18 protein-coding genes and 3 tRNA genes are annotated in these 17,198 nt (G+C 51.3%); 2 read left to right on the top strand and 19 right to left on the bottom strand.

Annotation, left to right across the window (positions count from 1 at the left end; all coding sequences use genetic code 11):
• Window positions 1-19: 19 nt before the first annotated feature.
• Window positions 20-715 (bottom strand): hypothetical protein, encoded by a 696-nt coding sequence (locus WFO70_RS02665; RefSeq protein WP_337014546.1) that lies wholly within the window; start codon window positions 713-715, stop codon window positions 20-22.
• 90 nt (window positions 716-805) lie between these two features.
• Between WFO70_RS02665 and WFO70_RS02660 the strand changes: the two genes are divergently transcribed.
• Window positions 806-1,210, top strand: coding sequence for a DUF6979 family protein (locus WFO70_RS02660; RefSeq protein ID WP_337014545.1), 405 nt, complete (start codon window positions 806-808; stop codon window positions 1,208-1,210).
• Between the two features lie 146 nt (window positions 1,211-1,356).
• Here the strand turns inward: WFO70_RS02660 and WFO70_RS02655 are convergent.
• The 6 genes from WFO70_RS02655 to uvrY all read right to left on the bottom strand — a co-directional run bounded on the left by WFO70_RS02655 (window position 1,357) and on the right by uvrY (window position 4,899).
• Window positions 1,357-1,443: transfer RNA gene (locus WFO70_RS02655), tRNA-Leu, on the bottom strand.
• Window positions 1,444-1,455: 12 nt separating this feature from the next.
• Window positions 1,456-1,529: transfer RNA gene (locus WFO70_RS02650), tRNA-Cys, on the bottom strand.
• 51 nt (window positions 1,530-1,580) lie between these two features.
• Window positions 1,581-1,656: transfer RNA gene (locus WFO70_RS02645), tRNA-Gly, on the bottom strand.
• Between the two features lie 152 nt (window positions 1,657-1,808).
• Window positions 1,809-2,357 carry a CDP-diacylglycerol--glycerol-3-phosphate 3-phosphatidyltransferase gene (gene pgsA / locus WFO70_RS02640; RefSeq protein WP_032612063.1) on the bottom strand — a complete coding sequence of 183 codons (549 nt, stop codon included), beginning with the start codon at window positions 2,355-2,357 and terminating at the stop codon, window positions 1,809-1,811.
• A gap of 56 nt (window positions 2,358-2,413) precedes the next feature.
• Entirely contained in the window at window positions 2,414-4,246 is a 1,833-nt protein-coding gene (gene uvrC / locus WFO70_RS02635; RefSeq protein ID WP_337014544.1) for an excinuclease ABC subunit UvrC, read from the bottom strand.
• Window positions 4,243-4,899: a UvrY/SirA/GacA family response regulator transcription factor gene (uvrY, locus tag WFO70_RS02630; protein WP_337014543.1), complete on the bottom strand. Its 657-nt coding sequence runs from the start codon at window positions 4,897-4,899 to the stop codon at window positions 4,243-4,245. The genes uvrC and uvrY overlap by 4 nt, the downstream gene beginning before the upstream one ends.
• 472 nt (window positions 4,900-5,371) lie before the next feature.
• Here uvrY and WFO70_RS02625 point away from each other — a divergent pair, with 472 nt between their 5' ends.
• Window positions 5,372-5,596, top strand: a complete 225-nt coding sequence (locus WFO70_RS02625) for a DUF2594 family protein (protein ID WP_337014542.1) — start codon at window positions 5,372-5,374, stop codon at window positions 5,594-5,596.
• Between the two features lie 66 nt (window positions 5,597-5,662).
• Here WFO70_RS02625 and sdiA read toward each other — a convergent pair whose 3' ends face one another.
• The 12 genes from sdiA to WFO70_RS02565 all read right to left on the bottom strand — a co-directional run bounded on the left by sdiA (window position 5,663) and on the right by WFO70_RS02565 (window position 16,994).
• A complete protein-coding gene (sdiA, locus tag WFO70_RS02620; protein ID WP_337014541.1) occupies window positions 5,663-6,385 on the bottom strand; it encodes a transcriptional regulator SdiA in 723 nt (240 codons plus the stop codon).
• Between the two features lie 221 nt (window positions 6,386-6,606).
• The gene (gene tcyN / locus WFO70_RS02615; protein WP_191152503.1) at window positions 6,607-7,359 is read right to left on the bottom strand and encodes an L-cystine ABC transporter ATP-binding protein TcyN; all 753 of its coding nucleotides are present in this window, start codon (window positions 7,357-7,359) and stop codon (window positions 6,607-6,609) included.
• Entirely contained in the window at window positions 7,356-8,024 is a 669-nt protein-coding gene (tcyL, locus tag WFO70_RS02610; RefSeq protein ID WP_337014540.1) for a cystine ABC transporter permease, read from the bottom strand. Before tcyL ends, tcyN begins: the two co-directional genes overlap by 4 nt.
• Window positions 8,025-8,045: 21 nt before the next feature.
• Complete coding sequence (gene dcyD, locus WFO70_RS02605) at window positions 8,046-9,032, bottom strand: D-cysteine desulfhydrase (RefSeq protein WP_337014539.1); 987 nt, start codon at window positions 9,030-9,032, stop codon at window positions 8,046-8,048.
• A gap of 107 nt (window positions 9,033-9,139) precedes the next feature.
• On the bottom strand, window positions 9,140-9,940 hold the full coding sequence (tcyJ, locus tag WFO70_RS02600) for a cystine ABC transporter substrate-binding protein (RefSeq protein ID WP_337014538.1): 801 nt from the start codon (window positions 9,938-9,940) through the stop codon (window positions 9,140-9,142).
• A gap of 88 nt (window positions 9,941-10,028) precedes the next feature.
• Window positions 10,029-10,580, bottom strand: coding sequence for a flagella biosynthesis regulatory protein FliZ (fliZ, locus tag WFO70_RS02595; protein ID WP_191152499.1), 552 nt, complete (start codon window positions 10,578-10,580; stop codon window positions 10,029-10,031).
• A gap of 55 nt (window positions 10,581-10,635) precedes the next feature.
• Window positions 10,636-11,355, bottom strand: coding sequence for an RNA polymerase sigma factor FliA (gene fliA, locus WFO70_RS02590; protein WP_191152498.1), 720 nt, complete (start codon window positions 11,353-11,355; stop codon window positions 10,636-10,638).
• 163 nt (window positions 11,356-11,518) lie between these two features.
• Entirely contained in the window at window positions 11,519-12,496 is a 978-nt protein-coding gene (locus tag WFO70_RS02585; protein WP_337014537.1) for a flagellin N-terminal helical domain-containing protein, read from the bottom strand.
• A 181-nt stretch (window positions 12,497-12,677) separates the two neighbouring features.
• Window positions 12,678-13,661, bottom strand: coding sequence for a flagellin N-terminal helical domain-containing protein (locus tag WFO70_RS02580; protein ID WP_337014536.1), 984 nt, complete (start codon window positions 13,659-13,661; stop codon window positions 12,678-12,680).
• A 187-nt stretch (window positions 13,662-13,848) separates the two neighbouring features.
• A complete protein-coding gene (locus WFO70_RS02575) occupies window positions 13,849-14,772 on the bottom strand; it encodes a flagellin N-terminal helical domain-containing protein (protein WP_337014535.1) in 924 nt (307 codons plus the stop codon).
• Between the two features lie 177 nt (window positions 14,773-14,949).
• Window positions 14,950-15,840, bottom strand: a complete 891-nt coding sequence (locus tag WFO70_RS02570) for a flagellin N-terminal helical domain-containing protein (protein WP_337014534.1) — start codon at window positions 15,838-15,840, stop codon at window positions 14,950-14,952.
• Window positions 15,841-16,022: 182 nt separating this feature from the next.
• A complete protein-coding gene (locus tag WFO70_RS02565) occupies window positions 16,023-16,994 on the bottom strand; it encodes a flagellin N-terminal helical domain-containing protein (protein ID WP_337014533.1) in 972 nt (323 codons plus the stop codon).
• Window positions 16,995-17,198 lie beyond the last annotated feature (204 nt).

The following is a 17,198-nucleotide window of genomic DNA, read 5'->3' as shown; positions in this document are numbered from 1 at the left end:
TTCGTCCTCCAGGTCGACATTAGCTACGGCTGTGACCTTCACGGTTAAGCAACGCTTGCGGAAACAACGAACTAGCCACACCGATCAAAAGGTATTCCAGAAACGTTAATCTTGTTGGACCAAACTCGGGCCAAATACCAACATCATTTCTGTTCCATGCCTTGCACCAGAACCATATATCTTTTTTTAATTGCGGTCTTTCAACTGGATAAGTAACAAACAGACTTGCTGCCCACTGCTGATACTTCTGCGTGACGTATTTCGTTTCATGCCCAAGCAATACGGATGCACTCAGATCTCCGATATGGTACTGATAGTTATCACCCCACCGGGCAAACTTATCTTTTACCCGAGCCACATCTTTTATGTTGGCTGAGACCGGATTACTGCGTCCTTTTGATTCGGCTTTACCAATATACAGTGGAATGACATCATCATCCTCACGTGTAAACATCATATAGATAAGGCCATCAAACCGATCTCGTTTGTGCGAAATATCATCCAGCAAAATGTTTGTCTGAGAAACAACCATAGATTCCATCAGTTCACTGCGCGAGAGAATATTTCTGACTGAGGTTTTCCCTACCTTCCGGGTACGCACAATTGATTCATGGTCGACATCGAACAGAGGTGTACTGTTTTTAATGATTTCCTGCCGTCGGCAGAAAGCATCCCATAACGCTTTACGCTGCCCCGTTACATATTGCTTCAGCATCTTTGAATCGCTGTTAAAAAACCATCACTTGCCATCATCGAATGGTATCATTCATGGATGAATCAAACCAAAATATCAACATGGTAAATAATGGTAATCAGTCAAAGTGGCTATGGTGTCATCACCCTTAATGCCGTTGAACTTATCAGACAGCAATTATCTCCGATCGAAGCGTGGTCTTGCGCTGTAGCAGAAAAAGAAAAAGGCTGCCCAAAATCAGCATTTCTTGGGTTGTGTCAGTTTGGCTGGGTGAAAGGTGTTCAACCCGGAGAGTATCTTTCTGCACGTGCACTGAACGGGCCTAATAAAGATTATGCAATCCGTGCAGCCCAGCTTGTTCTGGCTGATTCTGAAACTGATTACACTCCTCGCCAATTGTGGACAGTGATCACAACTGGCTTTATCCAGGCTGCTGCTAACCACAATCAGCAAATGAATGTTGTGCTTGCACTCAAAGAGGCGGGATTGCTTACTGAAGGAACAGTTCCTTATTGAACCACGTAAGTCCAAACCGGGTCCAATCCGGTATTTCGCTTACATCTTACCTTTCATGCTGAAGAATAAGATTTCAGGCACAAAAAAACCACCTTTCGGTGGTTTCACGACACTGCTTATTGCTTTGATTATTCTTTGCTTTCCCATGGTAGCCGGAGTGGGACTTGAACCCACACAGCGCGAACGCCGAGGGATTTTAAATCCCTTGTGTCTACCGATTCCACCATCCGGCCTCGGGAAGAAAGTGGAGGCGCGTTCCGGAGTCGAACCGGACTAGACGGATTTGCAATCCGCTACATAACCGCTTTGCTAACGCGCCTTAAATCTTTTGTCTTTCGACTGACACCCGCAAGTGCGACTGTCTTAAATTTGGAGCGGGAAACGAGACTCGAACTCGCGACCCCGACCTTGGCAAGGTCGTGCTCTACCAACTGAGCTATTCCCGCAATCATCAAGCTAGTATGCTAATCACTTGATTTTCTTATCGACTAACGAACCGTGCCGTCGTTCGATGCGTTGCATTCTACTTACCTGACGTTTTGAGTCAACGTTATTTTTCTTAACTCAAGATCGTTTGCTGAAAATTACGGCGAAACGATCACTGATCAAGCAAATCGCCGCGTGCAGCGTTCAAATATTGCAACATCGACCACAGCGTCAGCACCGCGGCGACCATAAACAGGCCGATACCCGCCCACTCTACCCACTCGTTCGGACGCCACAGCATCCACACCAGCGCCGCCATCTGGGCGGTGGTTTTCACCTTACCGATCCAGGAGACTGCCACGCTGCTGCGTTTACCCAGTTCAGCCATCCACTCACGCAGGGCTGAGATAATGATTTCACGGGCGATCATGGTTGCGGCAGGCAGGGTGACCCACCAGCTGTGGTAATGTTCCACCACCAGCACCATGGCGATGGCGACCATCACCTTATCCGCTACCGGGTCGAGGAAGGCACCGAAACGGGTGCTCTGGTTCCAGCGACGCGCCAGGTAGCCGTCAAACCAGTCGGTTACCGCCGCGACGAAAAAGATCAGCGCACAGGCGAAGGGAGCCCAGACGAACGGCAGATAAAACGCCAGCACAAAGAAAGGGATGAGGACGACGCGGAAAAGCGTTAACAACGTAGGGATGTTTAATCGCATAGTGACGGTAACTGTTTGTTGTCAGTAATTATTAGCCCTATGTTGCTACAGAGCCCTCAATGTTTCAACGAGTAGTAGATCTTTTCTGCCAGCCCTTGCGAAATACCCGGCACTTTTGCAATTTCCTCCACGCTGGCGTTGAGTAATCCTTGCAAACCACCCATGTATTTCAGCAGCATCTGACGACGCTTTGGCCCAACCCCTTCGATGGTCTCCAGCGTACTGGTATTTTTCACCTTCGCCCGTTTTTTGCGGTGGCCGCCAATCGCATGATCGTGCGACTCATCGCGGATATGCTGGATCACATGCAGTGCAGGTGAATCCGGCGGCAGGCTAAAGCCCTCCCCTTCCGGCTCCAGGAACAGGGTTTCCAGCCCGGCTTTACGATCGGTACCTTTGGCCACGCCCAGCAGCAGCGGATGGTGCTTATCCCAGGGAACGTCCAGTTCGGCAAACACCGCTTTTGCCTGGCCGAGCTGTCCTTTACCGCCATCAATGACGATAACGTCCGGGATCTTACTCTCTTCAATAGCTTTGCCGTAGCGGCGGCGTAACACCTGATTCATGGCGGCGTAGTCATCCCCGGGGGTAATACCGGTGATGTTGTAGCGGCGATACTCCGCCCGCAGCGGCCCGTTGGCATCGAACACCACGCAGGAGGCAACGGTCTGCTCCCCCATCGTGTGGCTGATGTCAAAACACTCCATCCGTTTTACTTCCGGCAGCTGTAACGTCGTCGCCAGCGCGGCCAGGCGCTGATGAACGGTCGACTGCTGGGACAGTTTGGTGCTGAGCGCCGTCGCCGCATTGGTACGCGCCAGCTTCAGGTAGCGGGCACGATCGCCACGCGGTTTGGTCTGAACGTTCACCTTGCGCCCCGCCAGCTCCGACAGCGAATCGGCCAGCAGCGTCTTATCACTCAGATTAAAGTCGAGCAAGATTTCCGACGGCAGAGTGCGCATCTGGCTGCCCTGCAAATAGAACTGGCCGACAAAGGTCTCCACCACTTCGCCCAACTCGGTGCCGCCCGGCACTTTCGGGAAGTAGCTGCGGCTGCCCAGCACCTTACCCTGACGGATAAAGAGCACGTGCACGCAGGCCATACCCGCGTCAAAGGAGACGCCAATCACGTCCAGGTCATCGCCATTATTGGAGACAAACTGTTTTTCCGTCACCCGACGCACGGCCTGGATCTGATCGCGGATCCGCGCCGCCTCTTCAAAGTTCAGCGCCTGGCTGGCCTTCTCCATGCGGGCAATCAGCTGGGTCAGTACCTGATCGTCTTTACCGGCGAGGAACAGGCGCACATACTCCACCTGCTGCGCGTATTCCTCTTCACTGACCAGCCCCTCCACGCAGGGCCCGAGGCAACGACCAATCTGATACTGCAGGCAAGGACGGGAGCGGTTGCGATAGACGCTATTTTCGCACTGGCGAACCGGGAAAATCTTTTGCAGCAGAGCCAGCGTTTCCCGCACGGCATAGCCGTTGGGGAACGGGCCAAAGTACTCACCTTTCGCATGCTTGGCACCGCGATGGGTCGCCAGACGGGGATGGGTGTCGCTGCTGAGAAAGATAAACGGATAGGATTTGTCGTCGCGCAGCAGCACGTTGTAACGCGGCTGATACAACTTGATGTAATTATGCTCCAGCAACAGGGCTTCGGTCTCTGTGTGGGTCACAGTGACATCGATCTGCTGGATCTGGGCGACCAGCGCCTCTGTTTTACGGGAGGCGAGATTGCTGCGGAAATAGCTGGAAAGTCGCTTTTTAAGATCTTTCGCTTTTCCAACATAGATAACCGTCCCGCCAGCGTCATACATCCGGTAGACGCCTGGCTGGCTGGTAACGGTTTTCAGGAAAGCACTGGATTCAAACACATCACTCACTGACTAATTAGGGTCTCGGCATTGCACAGACCATGGCGGATGGCCAGGTGAGTGAGTTCAACGTCGCCATGAATGTTCAGTTTACTGAACATGCGGTAGCGATAGCTGTTCACCGTTTTCGGGCTGAGATTAAGCTGCTCGGAGATCTCATTCACCTTCTGGCCTTTGGTAATCATCAGCATAATCTGCAATTCGCGCTCAGACAAACTGGCAAAGGGTGATTCGGTCTTTTCTGGCTCAATCTGACTGAGGGCCATCTGTTGCGCGATATCTGAAGCAATATAGCGCTGCCCGGAATAGACGGATCGGATCGCATTGACCATCTCCTGCGGGGCCGCGCCTTTGCTTAAATAGCCAGCTGCGCCCGCCTGCATCACTTTTGCAGGAAGGGGATTTTCAGTGTGAACCGTCAGCATGATCACTTTGGTATCAACCCAGGTACGCGCGATTTTACGCGTCGCTTCCAGGCCACCAATACCGGGCATGTTCATGTCCATCAGGACAACATCAGCGGTATTTGACCGGCACCATTTAACGGCATCTTCGCCGCAGCAGGCCTCGCCGGCAACTTTAATACCTTTTATATCTTCAAGAATGCGTCGTATCCCTGCGCGCACCAGTTCGTGGTCATCAACAAGAAGGACGTTGATCAAAGGAAATTCTCCAGAATAGGGATAACGCTACAGACAGTTAATTCGGCACATATTAACGGGTTTTATCCGAAACTTAAAATGTTTAAAAATGTATGCCGTCGAAATAGCACTTTTTTTTGGAAATTAAGTTGTACATAAACTGGAAACGAAAGCCTTACGCCATGCCCCCTTAGCCACTTTTTTTGGGTGGTTGTTTTCAAAAATTTACAAATTTATCCGAGCTATTTTATTAATGTAAAAATAGCCCCGATAAATTTGTAACAATAATTAACCTCTGTTCTACCTTCATCAAACAATTAACTCACGCTAAAGTCTTAGAAAATTCAGAGTGAATGCTTGTTCAACGGAATAAACAAAACGGTTAAACGTACAAAAAACAAGCACTGCGTTTTTCTGAATGGCTTGTGGTATACTCCGCCGCCTTAACTTTGATCTATGCGCCCGAGCGCTGTTTTTATCATGAGGAAAATAAATGAGCACACCTGATTTCGCCACTGCGGAGAATAACCAACAACTGGCGCAGGAAGTTTCCTGTCTGAAATCCCTGCTGACCCTGATGCTGCAGGCGATGGGCCAGGCGGACGCCGGTCGTGTGATCCTTAAGATGGAACGCCAGATTGCGCAGATGGAAGACCAGGCTCAGGCCGAGGTATTTTCCAGCACCGTTAAGCAGATCAAACAAGCTTACCGTCAATAAAACAAAAACGGCTGAACGCAGTGCTTTCAGCCGTTTACTCGCCTGCCACGCAGAACAGAAATGTAGTCAGATAATCCCCGTCGCGGCCGCATAGCATGCGATCTGCGTCTTGTTCGGCGCATTGAATTTCTTCTGCATATTTTTCTGATGGAAGTTAACCGTATTTTCAGAAATAGAAAGAATGATGGCTATTTCTGCTGAGGTCTTCCCTTCCGCCGTCCATTTCAGAATTTCTTTCTCGCGCTTGCTGAATTTCATCTCCGGTGGCATCACCATTTCATGTTCCAGTCGCAGCAGCGTGGTCAGCGCCAGTTGCACCAGAATCTGCAGACGCAATTCAACCACTTCACCCGCCATGAGGTTCACTGACAGACTGGTACTGGAGACCGAGAGGAATCCCATCGCATGATTCGGTAGCATCAGGCACTGAGTGATCCCTTTTCGCAGCCCATGGTCGCGCGCGCCGTCCCATAAAGGTTGCGCCTCTGCGAATAAGGCATCGTTCCAGGGTAAGTGTCCGTGCACGAAATTCTCGGGTTTAAGCACCGGATCGATGACGAAAAAATTTTCCGCGTGATACTGGGCCATCCACTGTTGCGGATAGCTCGAATGCACCGAGACTTTAGGGCGCGTGAAAGGCACCGGATGGCGAACGCAGAGCGAAAAGAAATCGTATCCCAGGTTCTGCGTTTGTCGTTGCAGTTCGGGATATACCTCGTCGGCAGAAGTCATCTCCTGAAAACGTAGGAAGCATTCCCGCCGCCATGTGAAAAAGTCTAAATCCTTCATACTGACTGAATTAAGCCCCTGTAAAAGATAATCATTATTATGGATTCTTAAACTAACACATAAATCTTATTTATATGTATAAAATATCGACCCGGCGATAATTATCTACATATTTTATGCACTTAGAGCGGTTTTTCCGGGATAAAATCAGGTGAGAACTAATACAGGGGATGAATATATTGCTCCGGGGAATATTTCCGGAGCAATTGAGAGCAAACATGCTACTGCATGAGGAATTTTTCGAGGAACTGGCGGGTGCGGGGCTGCTGCGGATCGGCAAACAGTGATTTTGCCGGGCCCTGCTCAACGATGCGTCCCTGATCCATAAATATCGCCCTGTCCGCCACATCGCGGGCAAAGCTCATCTCATGAGTGACAATCACCAGGGTGCGCTTCTCCTGCGCCAGCTGACGAATAGTGTTCAGCACCTCCCCCACCAGCTCCGGATCCAGCGCCGAGGTTGGTTCGTCAAACAGGATCACGTCAGGACGCATTGCCAGCGCGCGGGCAATCGCCACACGCTGCTGCTGCCCGCCGGAGAGACGCCGCGGGTAGCTGGTCTCTTTACCAGAAAGCCCCACTTTCGCCAGCAGCTCCCGGGCGCGGGCGGTGGCTTCCTCTTTCGGTTCGCCTTTCACAATCACCGGCCCTTCAATAATGTTTTCCAGCACCGTACGGTGGGGAAACAGATTAAAGCTCTGGAAGACAAAACCGACGTGCTGACGCAGACGGCGAATTAAGCTTTTTTGCTGGCTCAGGGACTTGCCGGTATCAATGGTGATCTCACCCACGCGGATGGTGCCGCCTTCCGGCTGCTCCAGCAGATTGATGCTGCGCAGCAGGGTGGTTTTACCGGAGCCGCTCGGCCCGATGATCGCCACCACTTCGCCCTCCTGCACCTCCAGGTCGATCCCGTGCAACACCGTCTGGCCATGAAACTTCTTCACCAGGTTTTTAACGTCAATAGCACTCATTTTGGATCACGCTCCTGGCGGTTAAGCTGGTTTTCAAAATAGTTCTGCAGCGCCGACAGCACTGTCGCCATCACCCAGTAGATCAGCGAGGCGGCCAGATACATGGTAAAGACCTCCAGCGTGCGGGAGGTGATGAGCTGCGCCTGACGGAACAGCTCCGGCACCTGAATGGTGGCCGCCAGCGAGGTATCTTTCACCAGGCTGATAAAGCTGTTGCTCAGCGGTGGCAGCGCCACGCGTGCGGCCTGGGGCAGGATCGCCCGGCGCAGGGTTTGCCACGGGGTCATACCGATACTGGCTGCGGCCTCCCACTGCCCTTTCTCAATGGAGGAGATCGCCGCGCGCAGGGTTTCCGCCGCATAGGCAGCAGTATTCAGCGACAGACCGATCATTGCCGCCGGGATGGGGTCCAGCTCAATGCCAAACTGCGGCAGGCCGTAGTAAATCATGAAAAGCTGGGCAATCAGCGGCGTGCCGCGGAAGATGGAAATATAAAAACGCGCCAGCCAGCGCACCGGCAGTACCGGCGACATGCGCATCAACGCCAGAATAAAGCCCAGAAGCAGGCCAAAGAACATCCCGCCAATGCTCAGTTGCAGCGTAAACACCGCACCCTTCAGCAGGTAGGGCAGCGAATCAATCACCAGTTGAATACTTTCTTGCATTATGGTTTTTCTGCCTGTGATTTAGACGTGAGGATGGTAGGCAAAGAGAGCCGGCGCCCCGCCCGTATGAATAAACAGAATCGGGCCTTCATCCTTGAAACGCTTCTGGCTGATGCCGTCGATCAGGCCGGCCATCGCTTTTCCGGTATAGACCGGATCCAGCAGGATCCCTTCCAGGCGCGCCAGCAGTTTCACCGCCTCGGTGCCCTCGTCATTCGGCGTGCCGTAACCCGGCGCAAAGTAGTCATCCCAGAGGATGATATCGGCGTTGGCGCTCACCTCCAGCTGCTGAGCCACCGCCTGCTGCAGGGTGACCACTTTCGGTTTCTGGTCCGCAACGCTACGCGATACGGTGACACCAATCAGTTCGACGTCCGGCATTAACTGCTCCAGCCCGACCGCCAGCCCGGCATGGGTGCCAGCGCTACCGGAGGCGACCACCACCGAGGAGATCCCCACGGCCCCTTCGCACTGCTGGGCAATTTCCAGCGCGCTTTCGACGTAGCCCAGCGCCCCCAGCGCGTTCGAGCCGCCCACCGGGATCACATACGGACGGAAGCCCTGGGCTTCGACGCGGGTGGCGAGTTCGTTGAGTTGCGCCACAGGGTCGGTCAGCGCATCGCACATTTCAATCTGCACGTTGAACAGGTCCAGCAGCAGTCGGTTGCCGTTGCTGAGATAGTTTTCTGCCTGGGTGCCAATCGGGTTTTCCAGTAAGGCGATACAGTGCAGGCCCAGCTTTGCCGCCACGGCGGCGGTCTGACGCACGTGGTTAGACTGGATCGCTCCGGCGGTAATCAGCGTATCGGCCCCTTCACGCAGGGCATCCGCCGCGAGGAACTCCAGCTTGCGCAGTTTGTTGCCGCCCATCGCCATCGGCGTCACGTCATCACGTTTGATAAGGATGTCGCGCCCGAGGTAGTCCGATAAGCGCGGCAAATATTCCAGTGGCGTCGGGGCGCCAATAAATTCGAGGCGCGGAAAACGCGTTAGATTCTGTAATGACATGAAAACCTCCGTAACCCTGTCTAAGTCTGTCTTTTTTTATTATGCACGTTGCTGGCGAGGAAATAAAAAAGGCGCTTATCAAAGCGCCTTTTTTTGCATTCAACTGCTTACTTTGTGACATCCGCCCCGAACCATTTCTCGGAGAGCGCCTTCAGGCTGCCGTCTTTCTGCATCTCAGCAATCGCACCGTCGATGGCTTTCACCAGATCGTCGTTGTCTTTGCGGATGGCAACACCGGCTTCCTGACGGGAGAAGGCATCACCGGCAACGGCCAGGGTGTCTTTGGTTTTCTTCACCAGATCCAGCGCCGCCAGACGGTCAACCAGAATGGCGTCGATACGGCCTACGCGCAAATCCTGGTATTTGGTCGGGTCATCATCATAGGTACGAATATCGACGCCCTGTACGTTCTGACGCAGCCACTCTTCGTAGTTGGTCCCCAGACCGACACCAACTTTTTTACCTTTCAGGTCAGCGGCAGATTTGATCGTGCCTTCATTGCCTTTTTTCACCAGCGCCTGGATACCGGAGACGGTATACGGGGTGGAGAAGTCATACTTTTTCTTACGCTCGTCAGAGATGGTGACCTGGTTAATCACCACATCAATACGTTTGGAGTCCAGCGAGGCCAGCATACCGTCCCATTTGGTCGGCTTCAGCGACGCTTTCACACCGAGGTGTTTTGCCAGCTCTTCGGCAAACTCAACCTCGAACCCGGTCAGTTTACCGTCGTCACCCTGGAAGCTGAACGGAGGATAAGTGCCTTCCAGCCCAACCAGCAGCGTGCCGCGCTCTTTCACTTTATTTAACAGACCTTCTGCCGCGAACGTTTTCACGCTCATACCGGCTACCAGCGCAACGGCCATTACACCCATCAGCGCCTGACGACCCAAAAGTGCAAATTTCATACGTACCCCGATATCATTGGAATTTTGACTGTAGTGTAGGGCGTTCGGCCGCAAGGTCAAACACGACTCCGCTACATGTTATTCATTTTTAATATATATCAGAAGTTGTTTCGCGGTGGACTTTCTGCTTCGGCGTCACCGGCATTTGCGTTTTAAATTGCGCATACTTGCGCAGCGCGATCCGGTAGTTATTGGTGCTGGTCGCCGGCAGCCACGGCTCCAGATTCTCATCCAGATAACCGCTGGTCAGTAAATCACGGGAGATACGCTGCGTGGTCAGGTGCTGTCCCAGGCGACGCAGACGCACGACGTATTCGCGCACCGTGCCGTGGCTCATCTCTGTTTGTTCAAACAGGAATTGCTTAAAGCCGATGATATCGAAAAAGTCGCTCTGCTCTTTACAGTGCAGATCGCCACAAAAACGACACAACGCCACCCACTCCTTCTGCTCTTCCAGCCATCCGGCTTCATCCAGCAAAGTATCGAGACGGGAAATCGCAATCTTGTTGACGATTTCACCGCGACGAACCAGCGTGATACGGTCGAGCAATTTATGGCAATGGGCGCAATGCGTCTGGCTGTGTTTAAAGTCTTTCAGGTAGCGGCTTAATGGCCGTCTTTTAGATTGCTGCACCGTCATGATAACTCCTGGTTGTCAATACGTTGTGCGGCACTTAACGGGTGATATGGATCACCTATAACTTACCCAGCTTGGTACGTAAGCGTTTAATGGCCTGGCTGTGCAACTGGCTAACCCGCGACTCCCCTACTTCCAGCACGGCGCCAATCTCCTTGAGATTGAGCTCCTCCTGGTAATAGAGGGTCAGCACCAGCTGCTCGCGTTCCGGTAAAGCTTCGATGGCTTCCATCACGCGCTGGCGCACATTGCCTTCCATTAACTGGTGCAACGGGTTTTCCTGCTGATGATCGTCCGTCACCAGTTCGATGCTATCGCCATGCTCTTCGCGCCACTCGTCATAGGAGAAGAGTTGGCTATTATTGGTATCGAGCAACATCTGGCGATAGTCAGCCGTAGTGATCCCCAGACGCTCCGAAACTTCGGTTTCCGTCGCGTTACGTCCGAGCTCTTGCTCCAGCTGCCCCATTGCTTGCGCTACTTCGCGTGCATTGCGTCGAACGCTGCGCGGCACCCAATCCCGGCTGCGCAGTTCGTCGAGCATCGCACCACGAATACGTTGTACTGCGTAAGTCGTAAATGCCGTTCCTTGCAGAGCGTCGTACCGGTCAACTGCATTCAATAACCCGATACCGCCCGCTTGTAGCAGATCGTCCAGTTCCACACTCGCTGGTAGCCGCACCTGAAGCCGCAATGCTTCATGTCGCACCAGCGGAACATAACGCTGCCACAGCGAGTGTTTATCCATTACACCTTCAGCGGTATAGAGTGAATTCACGATAAACAGCCCTGCGTTAGTTGAGTTATCGGCATGATTATCCGTTTCTGGAGGGTTTTTAATCGTGTGAAAAGGGGGGGAAATGGGGGGTTATTTGGGATTTACGAGTGAAGACGATAATAAAGAAACCCCACCGAAGCGGGGTTTGCAGTTTAATTTTAACTTAACGCAGCAGGGACAGCATGGTCTGTGGTACCTGGTTAGCCTGCGCCAGTACAGAAGAGCCAGCCTGCTGCAGGATCTGCGCGCGGGACATGTTAGAGACTTCAGTGGCGTAGTCAGAATCCTGAATACGGCTGCGGGCAGCGGACAGGTTGTTCACGGTGTTGTTCAGGTTAGTGATCGTGGACTCAAAACGGTTCTGTGAAGCACCTAAAGAACTACGCTGCGTATCGACGGATTTGATTGCTGCATCGATATCGGTCAGCGGAGTTGTGCCCCCTGCAACACCCGTTGCACCGCCGGTCACATTTCCTTTCAGAACATCAAATCCAACTGCTGCTACGGTACGCATTTGACCATTAACGGCTTCTTTCTTGGTTGTAGCTGCAGCCAGTGTTGCAGCGCTTTCAGTGAACACATATTTATTTTCTACTGCGGTATCGACACCTGCTGCACCTGCAGTTGCCAGGTTCCAGCCAGCACTGCCATTGATTCCGATGCTGATTTTCTCACCATCTTTAGAACCAACCTGAAAATCATAATTTTTAGCGGTAGCAGCACGGTTATCCAGAATTTTGATACCATTAAAATCAGTTTCTTTAGTTACGCGGTTCACTTCCTGCATACGTTGGTTAACTTCAGATTGAATGGAGTCAATATCAGACGCAGAGTTTGAGCTGTTCTGCGCCTGTACGGTCAGGTCACGTACGCGCTGCAGGTTGTTGTTGATCTCGCTCAGCGCACCTTCAGCGGTTTGCGCCAGAGAGATACCGTCGTTGGCGTTACGTGCTGCAACGTTCAGGCCGTTGATGTTGGAGGTGAAACGGTTAGCAATTGCCTGGCCTGCTGCGTCATCTTTTGCACTGTTGATACGCAGGCCGGAGGACAGACGCTCAATCGCGGTGCCCAGAGTCGACTGAGACTTGTTCAGGTTGCTCTGGGTCATCAGCGACAAGGTGTTAGTGTTAATCACTGCCATAATATATATCCTTCAATTTTATTCATGAGTTACGGCATGCGGCCTGCGGCTTCATTGCCATCATAAAAGTTATCGACTGGATAGAGGCAAACTTTAATGTTTTAAATGCCTTATTTTTTCGGCAGACAATGAATTAAAAAAGCGCCGACTAGCGGCGCTTTTATCGGTTGCGTAAAAAGAATTAACGCAGCAGAGACAGCATAGTCTGTGGTACCTGATTGGCCTGCGCCAGTACTGAAGAACCAGCCTGCTGCAGGATCTGCGCACGAGACATGTTGGATACTTCAGTGGCGTAGTCAGAATCCTGAATACGGCTGCGGGCAGCGGACAGGTTGTTCACGGTGTTGTTCAGGTTAGTGATGGTGGATTCAAAACGGTTCTGGGAAGCACCCAGAGAGCTACGCTGGTTATCTACCGCTTTAATGGCAGCATCGATGTCTGTCAGCGGCTTTTTACTCGTTGCTACACCTGAAGCGTCAACCTGGCCATTCAGAACGTCAAAACCTTCAGCCTGAACGGTACGAAGTTGTCCGTTAACAGCTTCATTAACCGCTTGTGCAGATGTAATTTCAGCTGCTGTTGGCGAACCTGCGGTTGCGATAGTTACAGTATTAACATATTTATTCAGCGTTGTTCCTGCCTGCCCCGTCGCCGCGAGATTCCAGCCATCGCTTGAATTCAAGGAAATATTGATTTGCTCCCCATCTTTAGAGCCAACCTGGAAAGCGTAATCCTTTGTTGCAGCCTTCGTGTTAAGGATCTTAATACCGTTAAAATCCGTTTCACGTGTTACACGATCAACTTCTTCCATACGTTGGTTAACTTCAGACTGAATGGAGTCAATGTCAGACGCGGAGTTGGAGCTGTTCTGTGCCTGTACAGTCAGGTCACGGATACGTTGCAGGTTGTTGTTAATCTCGCTCAGCGCACCTTCAGCGGTTTGCGCCAGAGAGATACCGTCATTGGCGTTACGTGCTGCAACGTTCAGGCCGTTGATATTGGAGGTAAAACGGTTAGCAATCGCCTGGCCAGCAGCGTCGTCTTTCGCGCTATTGATACGCAGGCCGGAGGACAGTCGTTCAATTGCAGTTCCCAGGGAAGACTGCGATTTGTTCAGGTTGCTCTGAGTCATCAGCGACAGAGTGTTAGTATTAATCACTGCCATAGTATGTATCCTTCAACATTATTCATGAGTTACGGCATGCGGCCTGCGGCTTCATTACCTTCACAAAAGTTATCGACTGGACAGGGGCAAACTTTAACTTTTTTGAAAAGCATTTTATTTTTTTTAGAAATTATAAAAACGAAAAAAGCGCCGATAGGAGGCGCTTTTTGATAGAGTATTATGCCTATTAACGCAGCAGAGACAGCATGGTCTGCGGAACCTGGTTGGCCTGCGCCAGTACAGAAGAGCCAGCCTGCTGCAGGATCTGCGCACGAGACATGTTGGACACTTCGGTCGCGTAGTCGGAATCCTGAATACGGCTGCGGGCAGCGGACAGGTTATTCACAGTGTTGTTCAGGTTAGTGATCGTGGACTCAAAACGGTTCTGAGAAGCACCTAAAGAGCTACGCTGGGTATCGACGGATTTGATTGCTGCATCAATAGTCTGCAATGCACCCCATGTATCTGTATCTGTTGCGTCATACGGAAGGGTAGCTACTTTACGCACATCAAAACCTTTTGCATCGACGGTACGTGCGACAGAGTTAACTTGTGCCAACCCCGCAGCAGCAGTGCCCGTCGCATCATACATATCCCAACCACCAGTATCACTGAAATCACTGGTATCCATGGTAATGGAAATTTTCTCACCATCTTTTGAACCGACCTGAAAGTCGAATTTCTTAGACGCAGCATTATCCAGAATTTTAATACCGTTGAAGTCAGTTTCGTTCGTAACGCGGTTGATCTCTTCCATACGCTGGTTAACTTCAGACTGAATGGAGTCGATGTCGGAAGCCGAGTTAGAACTGTTCTGCGCCTGTACGGTCAGGTCACGTACGCGCTGCAGGTTGTTGTTGATCTCGCTCAGCGCACCTTCAGCGGTTTGCGCCAGAGAGATACCGTCGTTGGCGTTACGTGCTGCAACGTTCAGGCCGTTGATGTTGGAGGTGAAACGGTTAGCAATTGCCTGGCCTGCTGCGTCATCTTTTGCACTGTTGATACGCAGGCCGGAGGACAGACGCTCAATCGCGGTGCCCAGAGTCGACTGAGACTTGTTCAGGTTGCTCTGGGTCATCAGCGACAAGGTGTTAGTGTTGATCACTGCCATAGTATATATCCTTCAATATTATTCATGAATTACGGAATGCGGCTTCATTGCCTTCACAAAAGTTATCGACAGGACTTATTCAAACTTTAGTTTTATTAAAAAACACGTGATTTATTAGCTGATTCTGAAAGAAAAAAGCGCCGACAGGCGGCGCTTTTACAGGTTGTATTAAAAGGATTAACGCAGCAGAGACAGCATAGTCTGCGGAACCTGATTGGCTTGCGCCAGTACTGAAGAGCCGGCCTGCTGCAGGATCTGCGCACGAGACATGTTGGATACTTCAGTGGCGTAGTCGGAATCCTGAATACGGCTGCGGGCAGCGGACAGGTTGTTCACGGTGTTGTTCAGGTTAGTGATGGTGGATTCAAATCGGTTCTGGGATGCACCCAAAGAACTACGCTGCGTATCAACAGCTTTGATTGCATCGTCAATAGTTTTTAAGCCAGTGCTGGTAGTACCGTCGTTCTGCAGTACATCATAGCCATTGCTTGCTACTTTACGATCGCCAGCAACAATGTTCCCGTCAAGACTAGCAATACCAGCGGTGGTCGTAGCGGTATACTTATCCCATGCGGTTTTATCGTTCATAGTGATGCCGATTTGCTCGCCATCTTTTGAACCGACCTGGAAGTTAAAGGTTTTGGACGCAGTATTGTTCAGTACTTTAATACCGTTAAAATCGGTCTGGGTAGCAACGCGGTTGATCTCTTTCATACGCTCGTTCACTTCAGACTGAATGGAGTCGATGTCGGAAGCGGAGTTAGAGCTGTTCTGCGCCTGTACGGTCAGGTCACGCACACGCTGTAAGTTGTTGTTGATTTCGCTCAGAGCACCTTCTGCAGTCTGCGCCAGAGAGATACCATCGTTGGCGTTCCGTGCAGCAACATTCAGGCCGTTGATGTTGGAGGTGAAACGGTTAGCAATTGCCTGGCCCGCAGCGTCATCTTTCGCACTGTTGATACGCAGACCAGACGACAGACGCTCAATCGCAGTTCCCAGGGAAGACTGAGATTTGTTCAGATTGCTCTGGGTCATCAGCGACAGAGTGTTAGTGTTAATCACTGCCATGATTATTATCCTTCAATATTTGTCATTAAGATACGGCCTGTGGCCTGCGGCTTCATCGCCTTCCTAACAGTTATCGTCATGACAAACTCAAACTTTAATAGAATTACTAAAATTCAGATATGTAATTATTTTACATAAAAAAAGCGCCTACAAGTGGCGCTTTAAAAGAAGTGATAACGTTATTAACGCAGCAGAGACAACATGGTCTGCGGAACCTGATTGGCCTGCGCCAGTACTGAAGAGCCAGCCTGCTGCAGGATCTGCGCACGGGACATATTGGAAACTTCAGTGGCGTAGTCAGAATCCTGAATACGGCTGCGGGCAGCAGACAGGTTGTTCACAGTGTTGTTCAGGTTAGTAACGGTAGATTCAAAACGGTTCTGCGAAGCACCCAGAGAACTACGCTGCGTATCAACAGCTTTGATGGCTTTATCGATATCATCAAGAGGGTTTCCAGCACCCAACGCTGCAGCAGTGACTTTCCCACTTCTCACGTCAAACCCAACAGCAGCAACTGAACGGTTACCAGCAACGCCATTGACATCAGTCAAAGTAGCGGCTGCAACGGTGTTAGCATATACCCCGCCAGCAGTAACAGCAGTTGTTGTACCTGCTGCGCCTGCCGCACTGCTAGAGGACGCCAGATTCCAACCGGCTGCACTGTTAATAGCAATCCCAATTGTCTCGCCATCTTTTGAGCCAACCTGGAAATTGTAATTAGAAGCTGCAGCGGTCGCATTGTTAAGTACTTTGATACCGTTGAAATCAGTCTGTGTTGTCACACGGTCGATTTCAGCCATACGCTGATTAACTTCAGACTGGATAGAATCGAGATCGGAAGCAGAGTTTGAGCTGTTCTGCGCCTGTACGGTCAGATCACGCACACGCTGCAGGTTGTTGTTGATTTCGCTCAGCGCGCCTTCAGCAGTCTGCGCCAGAGAGATACCGTCATTGGCGTTACGCGCCGCAACGTTCAGGCCGTTGATGTTAGAGGTGAAGCGGTTAGCAATCGCCTGGCCCGCAGCGTCATCTTTCGCGCTGTTGATACGAAGGCCGGAGGACAGACGCTCAATCGCGGTCCCCAGAGAAGACTGAGATTTGTTCAGGTTGCTCTGAGTCATCAGAGACAAGGTGTTAGTATTAATAACAGCCATGGGGTGTTCCTTAAAAAGTTTGGGATTCAGGCATCTGCCTACGGCTTTCTCACCGCTAACCTGATTATCGTCATCCTCGTTTTAACCTTTAGACAAAAGCGCATTTTTTTAAAAGGGCAAACTGCCCGATCTTTATCCGCTTTATTTCCGCATTGATAACTGCAAAAAACGCTAATCTTTTTCCCGCGTCTGCCGATAGAGCAT

It is taken from the genome of Leclercia sp. AS011 (assembly GCF_037152535.1).
Taxonomy (GTDB): Bacteria; Pseudomonadota; Gammaproteobacteria; order Enterobacterales; family Enterobacteriaceae; genus Enterobacter.
The sequence above is the reverse complement of the archived record's forward strand: the minus strand, read 5'-3'. Positions and strand labels throughout refer to the sequence as shown.

What these genes read in the sequence shown, in the direction of transcription:
- WFO70_RS02665 (WP_337014546.1), bottom strand. Translation starts at nt 715, where the DNA reads ATGCTGAAGCAATATGTAACGGGGCAGCGTAAAGCGTTATGGGATGCT.
- WFO70_RS02660 (WP_337014545.1), top strand. Translation starts at nt 806, where the DNA reads ATGGTAATCAGTCAAAGTGGCTATGGTGTCATCACCCTTAATGCCGTT.
- pgsA (WP_032612063.1), bottom strand. Translation starts at nt 2,357, where the DNA reads ATGCGATTAAACATCCCTACGTTGTTAACGCTTTTCCGCGTCGTCCTC.
- WFO70_RS02625 (WP_337014542.1), top strand. Translation starts at nt 5,372, where the DNA reads ATGAGCACACCTGATTTCGCCACTGCGGAGAATAACCAACAACTGGCG.
- sdiA (WP_337014541.1), bottom strand. Translation starts at nt 6,385, where the DNA reads ATGAAGGATTTAGACTTTTTCACATGGCGGCGGGAATGCTTCCTACGT.
- tcyN (WP_191152503.1), bottom strand. Translation starts at nt 7,359, where the DNA reads ATGAGTGCTATTGACGTTAAAAACCTGGTGAAGAAGTTTCATGGCCAG.
- tcyL (WP_337014540.1), bottom strand. Translation starts at nt 8,024, where the DNA reads ATGCAAGAAAGTATTCAACTGGTGATTGATTCGCTGCCCTACCTGCTG.
- dcyD (WP_337014539.1), bottom strand. Translation starts at nt 9,032, where the DNA reads ATGTCATTACAGAATCTAACGCGTTTTCCGCGCCTCGAATTTATTGGC.
- tcyJ (WP_337014538.1), bottom strand. Translation starts at nt 9,940, where the DNA reads ATGAAATTTGCACTTTTGGGTCGTCAGGCGCTGATGGGTGTAATGGCC.
- fliZ (WP_191152499.1), bottom strand. Translation starts at nt 10,580, where the DNA reads ATGACGGTGCAGCAATCTAAAAGACGGCCATTAAGCCGCTACCTGAAA.
- WFO70_RS02585 (WP_337014537.1), bottom strand. Translation starts at nt 12,496, where the DNA reads ATGGCAGTGATTAACACTAACACCTTGTCGCTGATGACCCAGAGCAAC.
- WFO70_RS02580 (WP_337014536.1), bottom strand. Translation starts at nt 13,661, where the DNA reads ATGGCAGTGATTAATACTAACACTCTGTCGCTGATGACTCAGAGCAAC.
- WFO70_RS02575 (WP_337014535.1), bottom strand. Translation starts at nt 14,772, where the DNA reads ATGGCAGTGATCAACACTAACACCTTGTCGCTGATGACCCAGAGCAAC.
- WFO70_RS02570 (WP_337014534.1), bottom strand. Translation starts at nt 15,840, where the DNA reads ATGGCAGTGATTAACACTAACACTCTGTCGCTGATGACCCAGAGCAAT.
- WFO70_RS02565 (WP_337014533.1), bottom strand. Translation starts at nt 16,994, where the DNA reads ATGGCTGTTATTAATACTAACACCTTGTCTCTGATGACTCAGAGCAAC.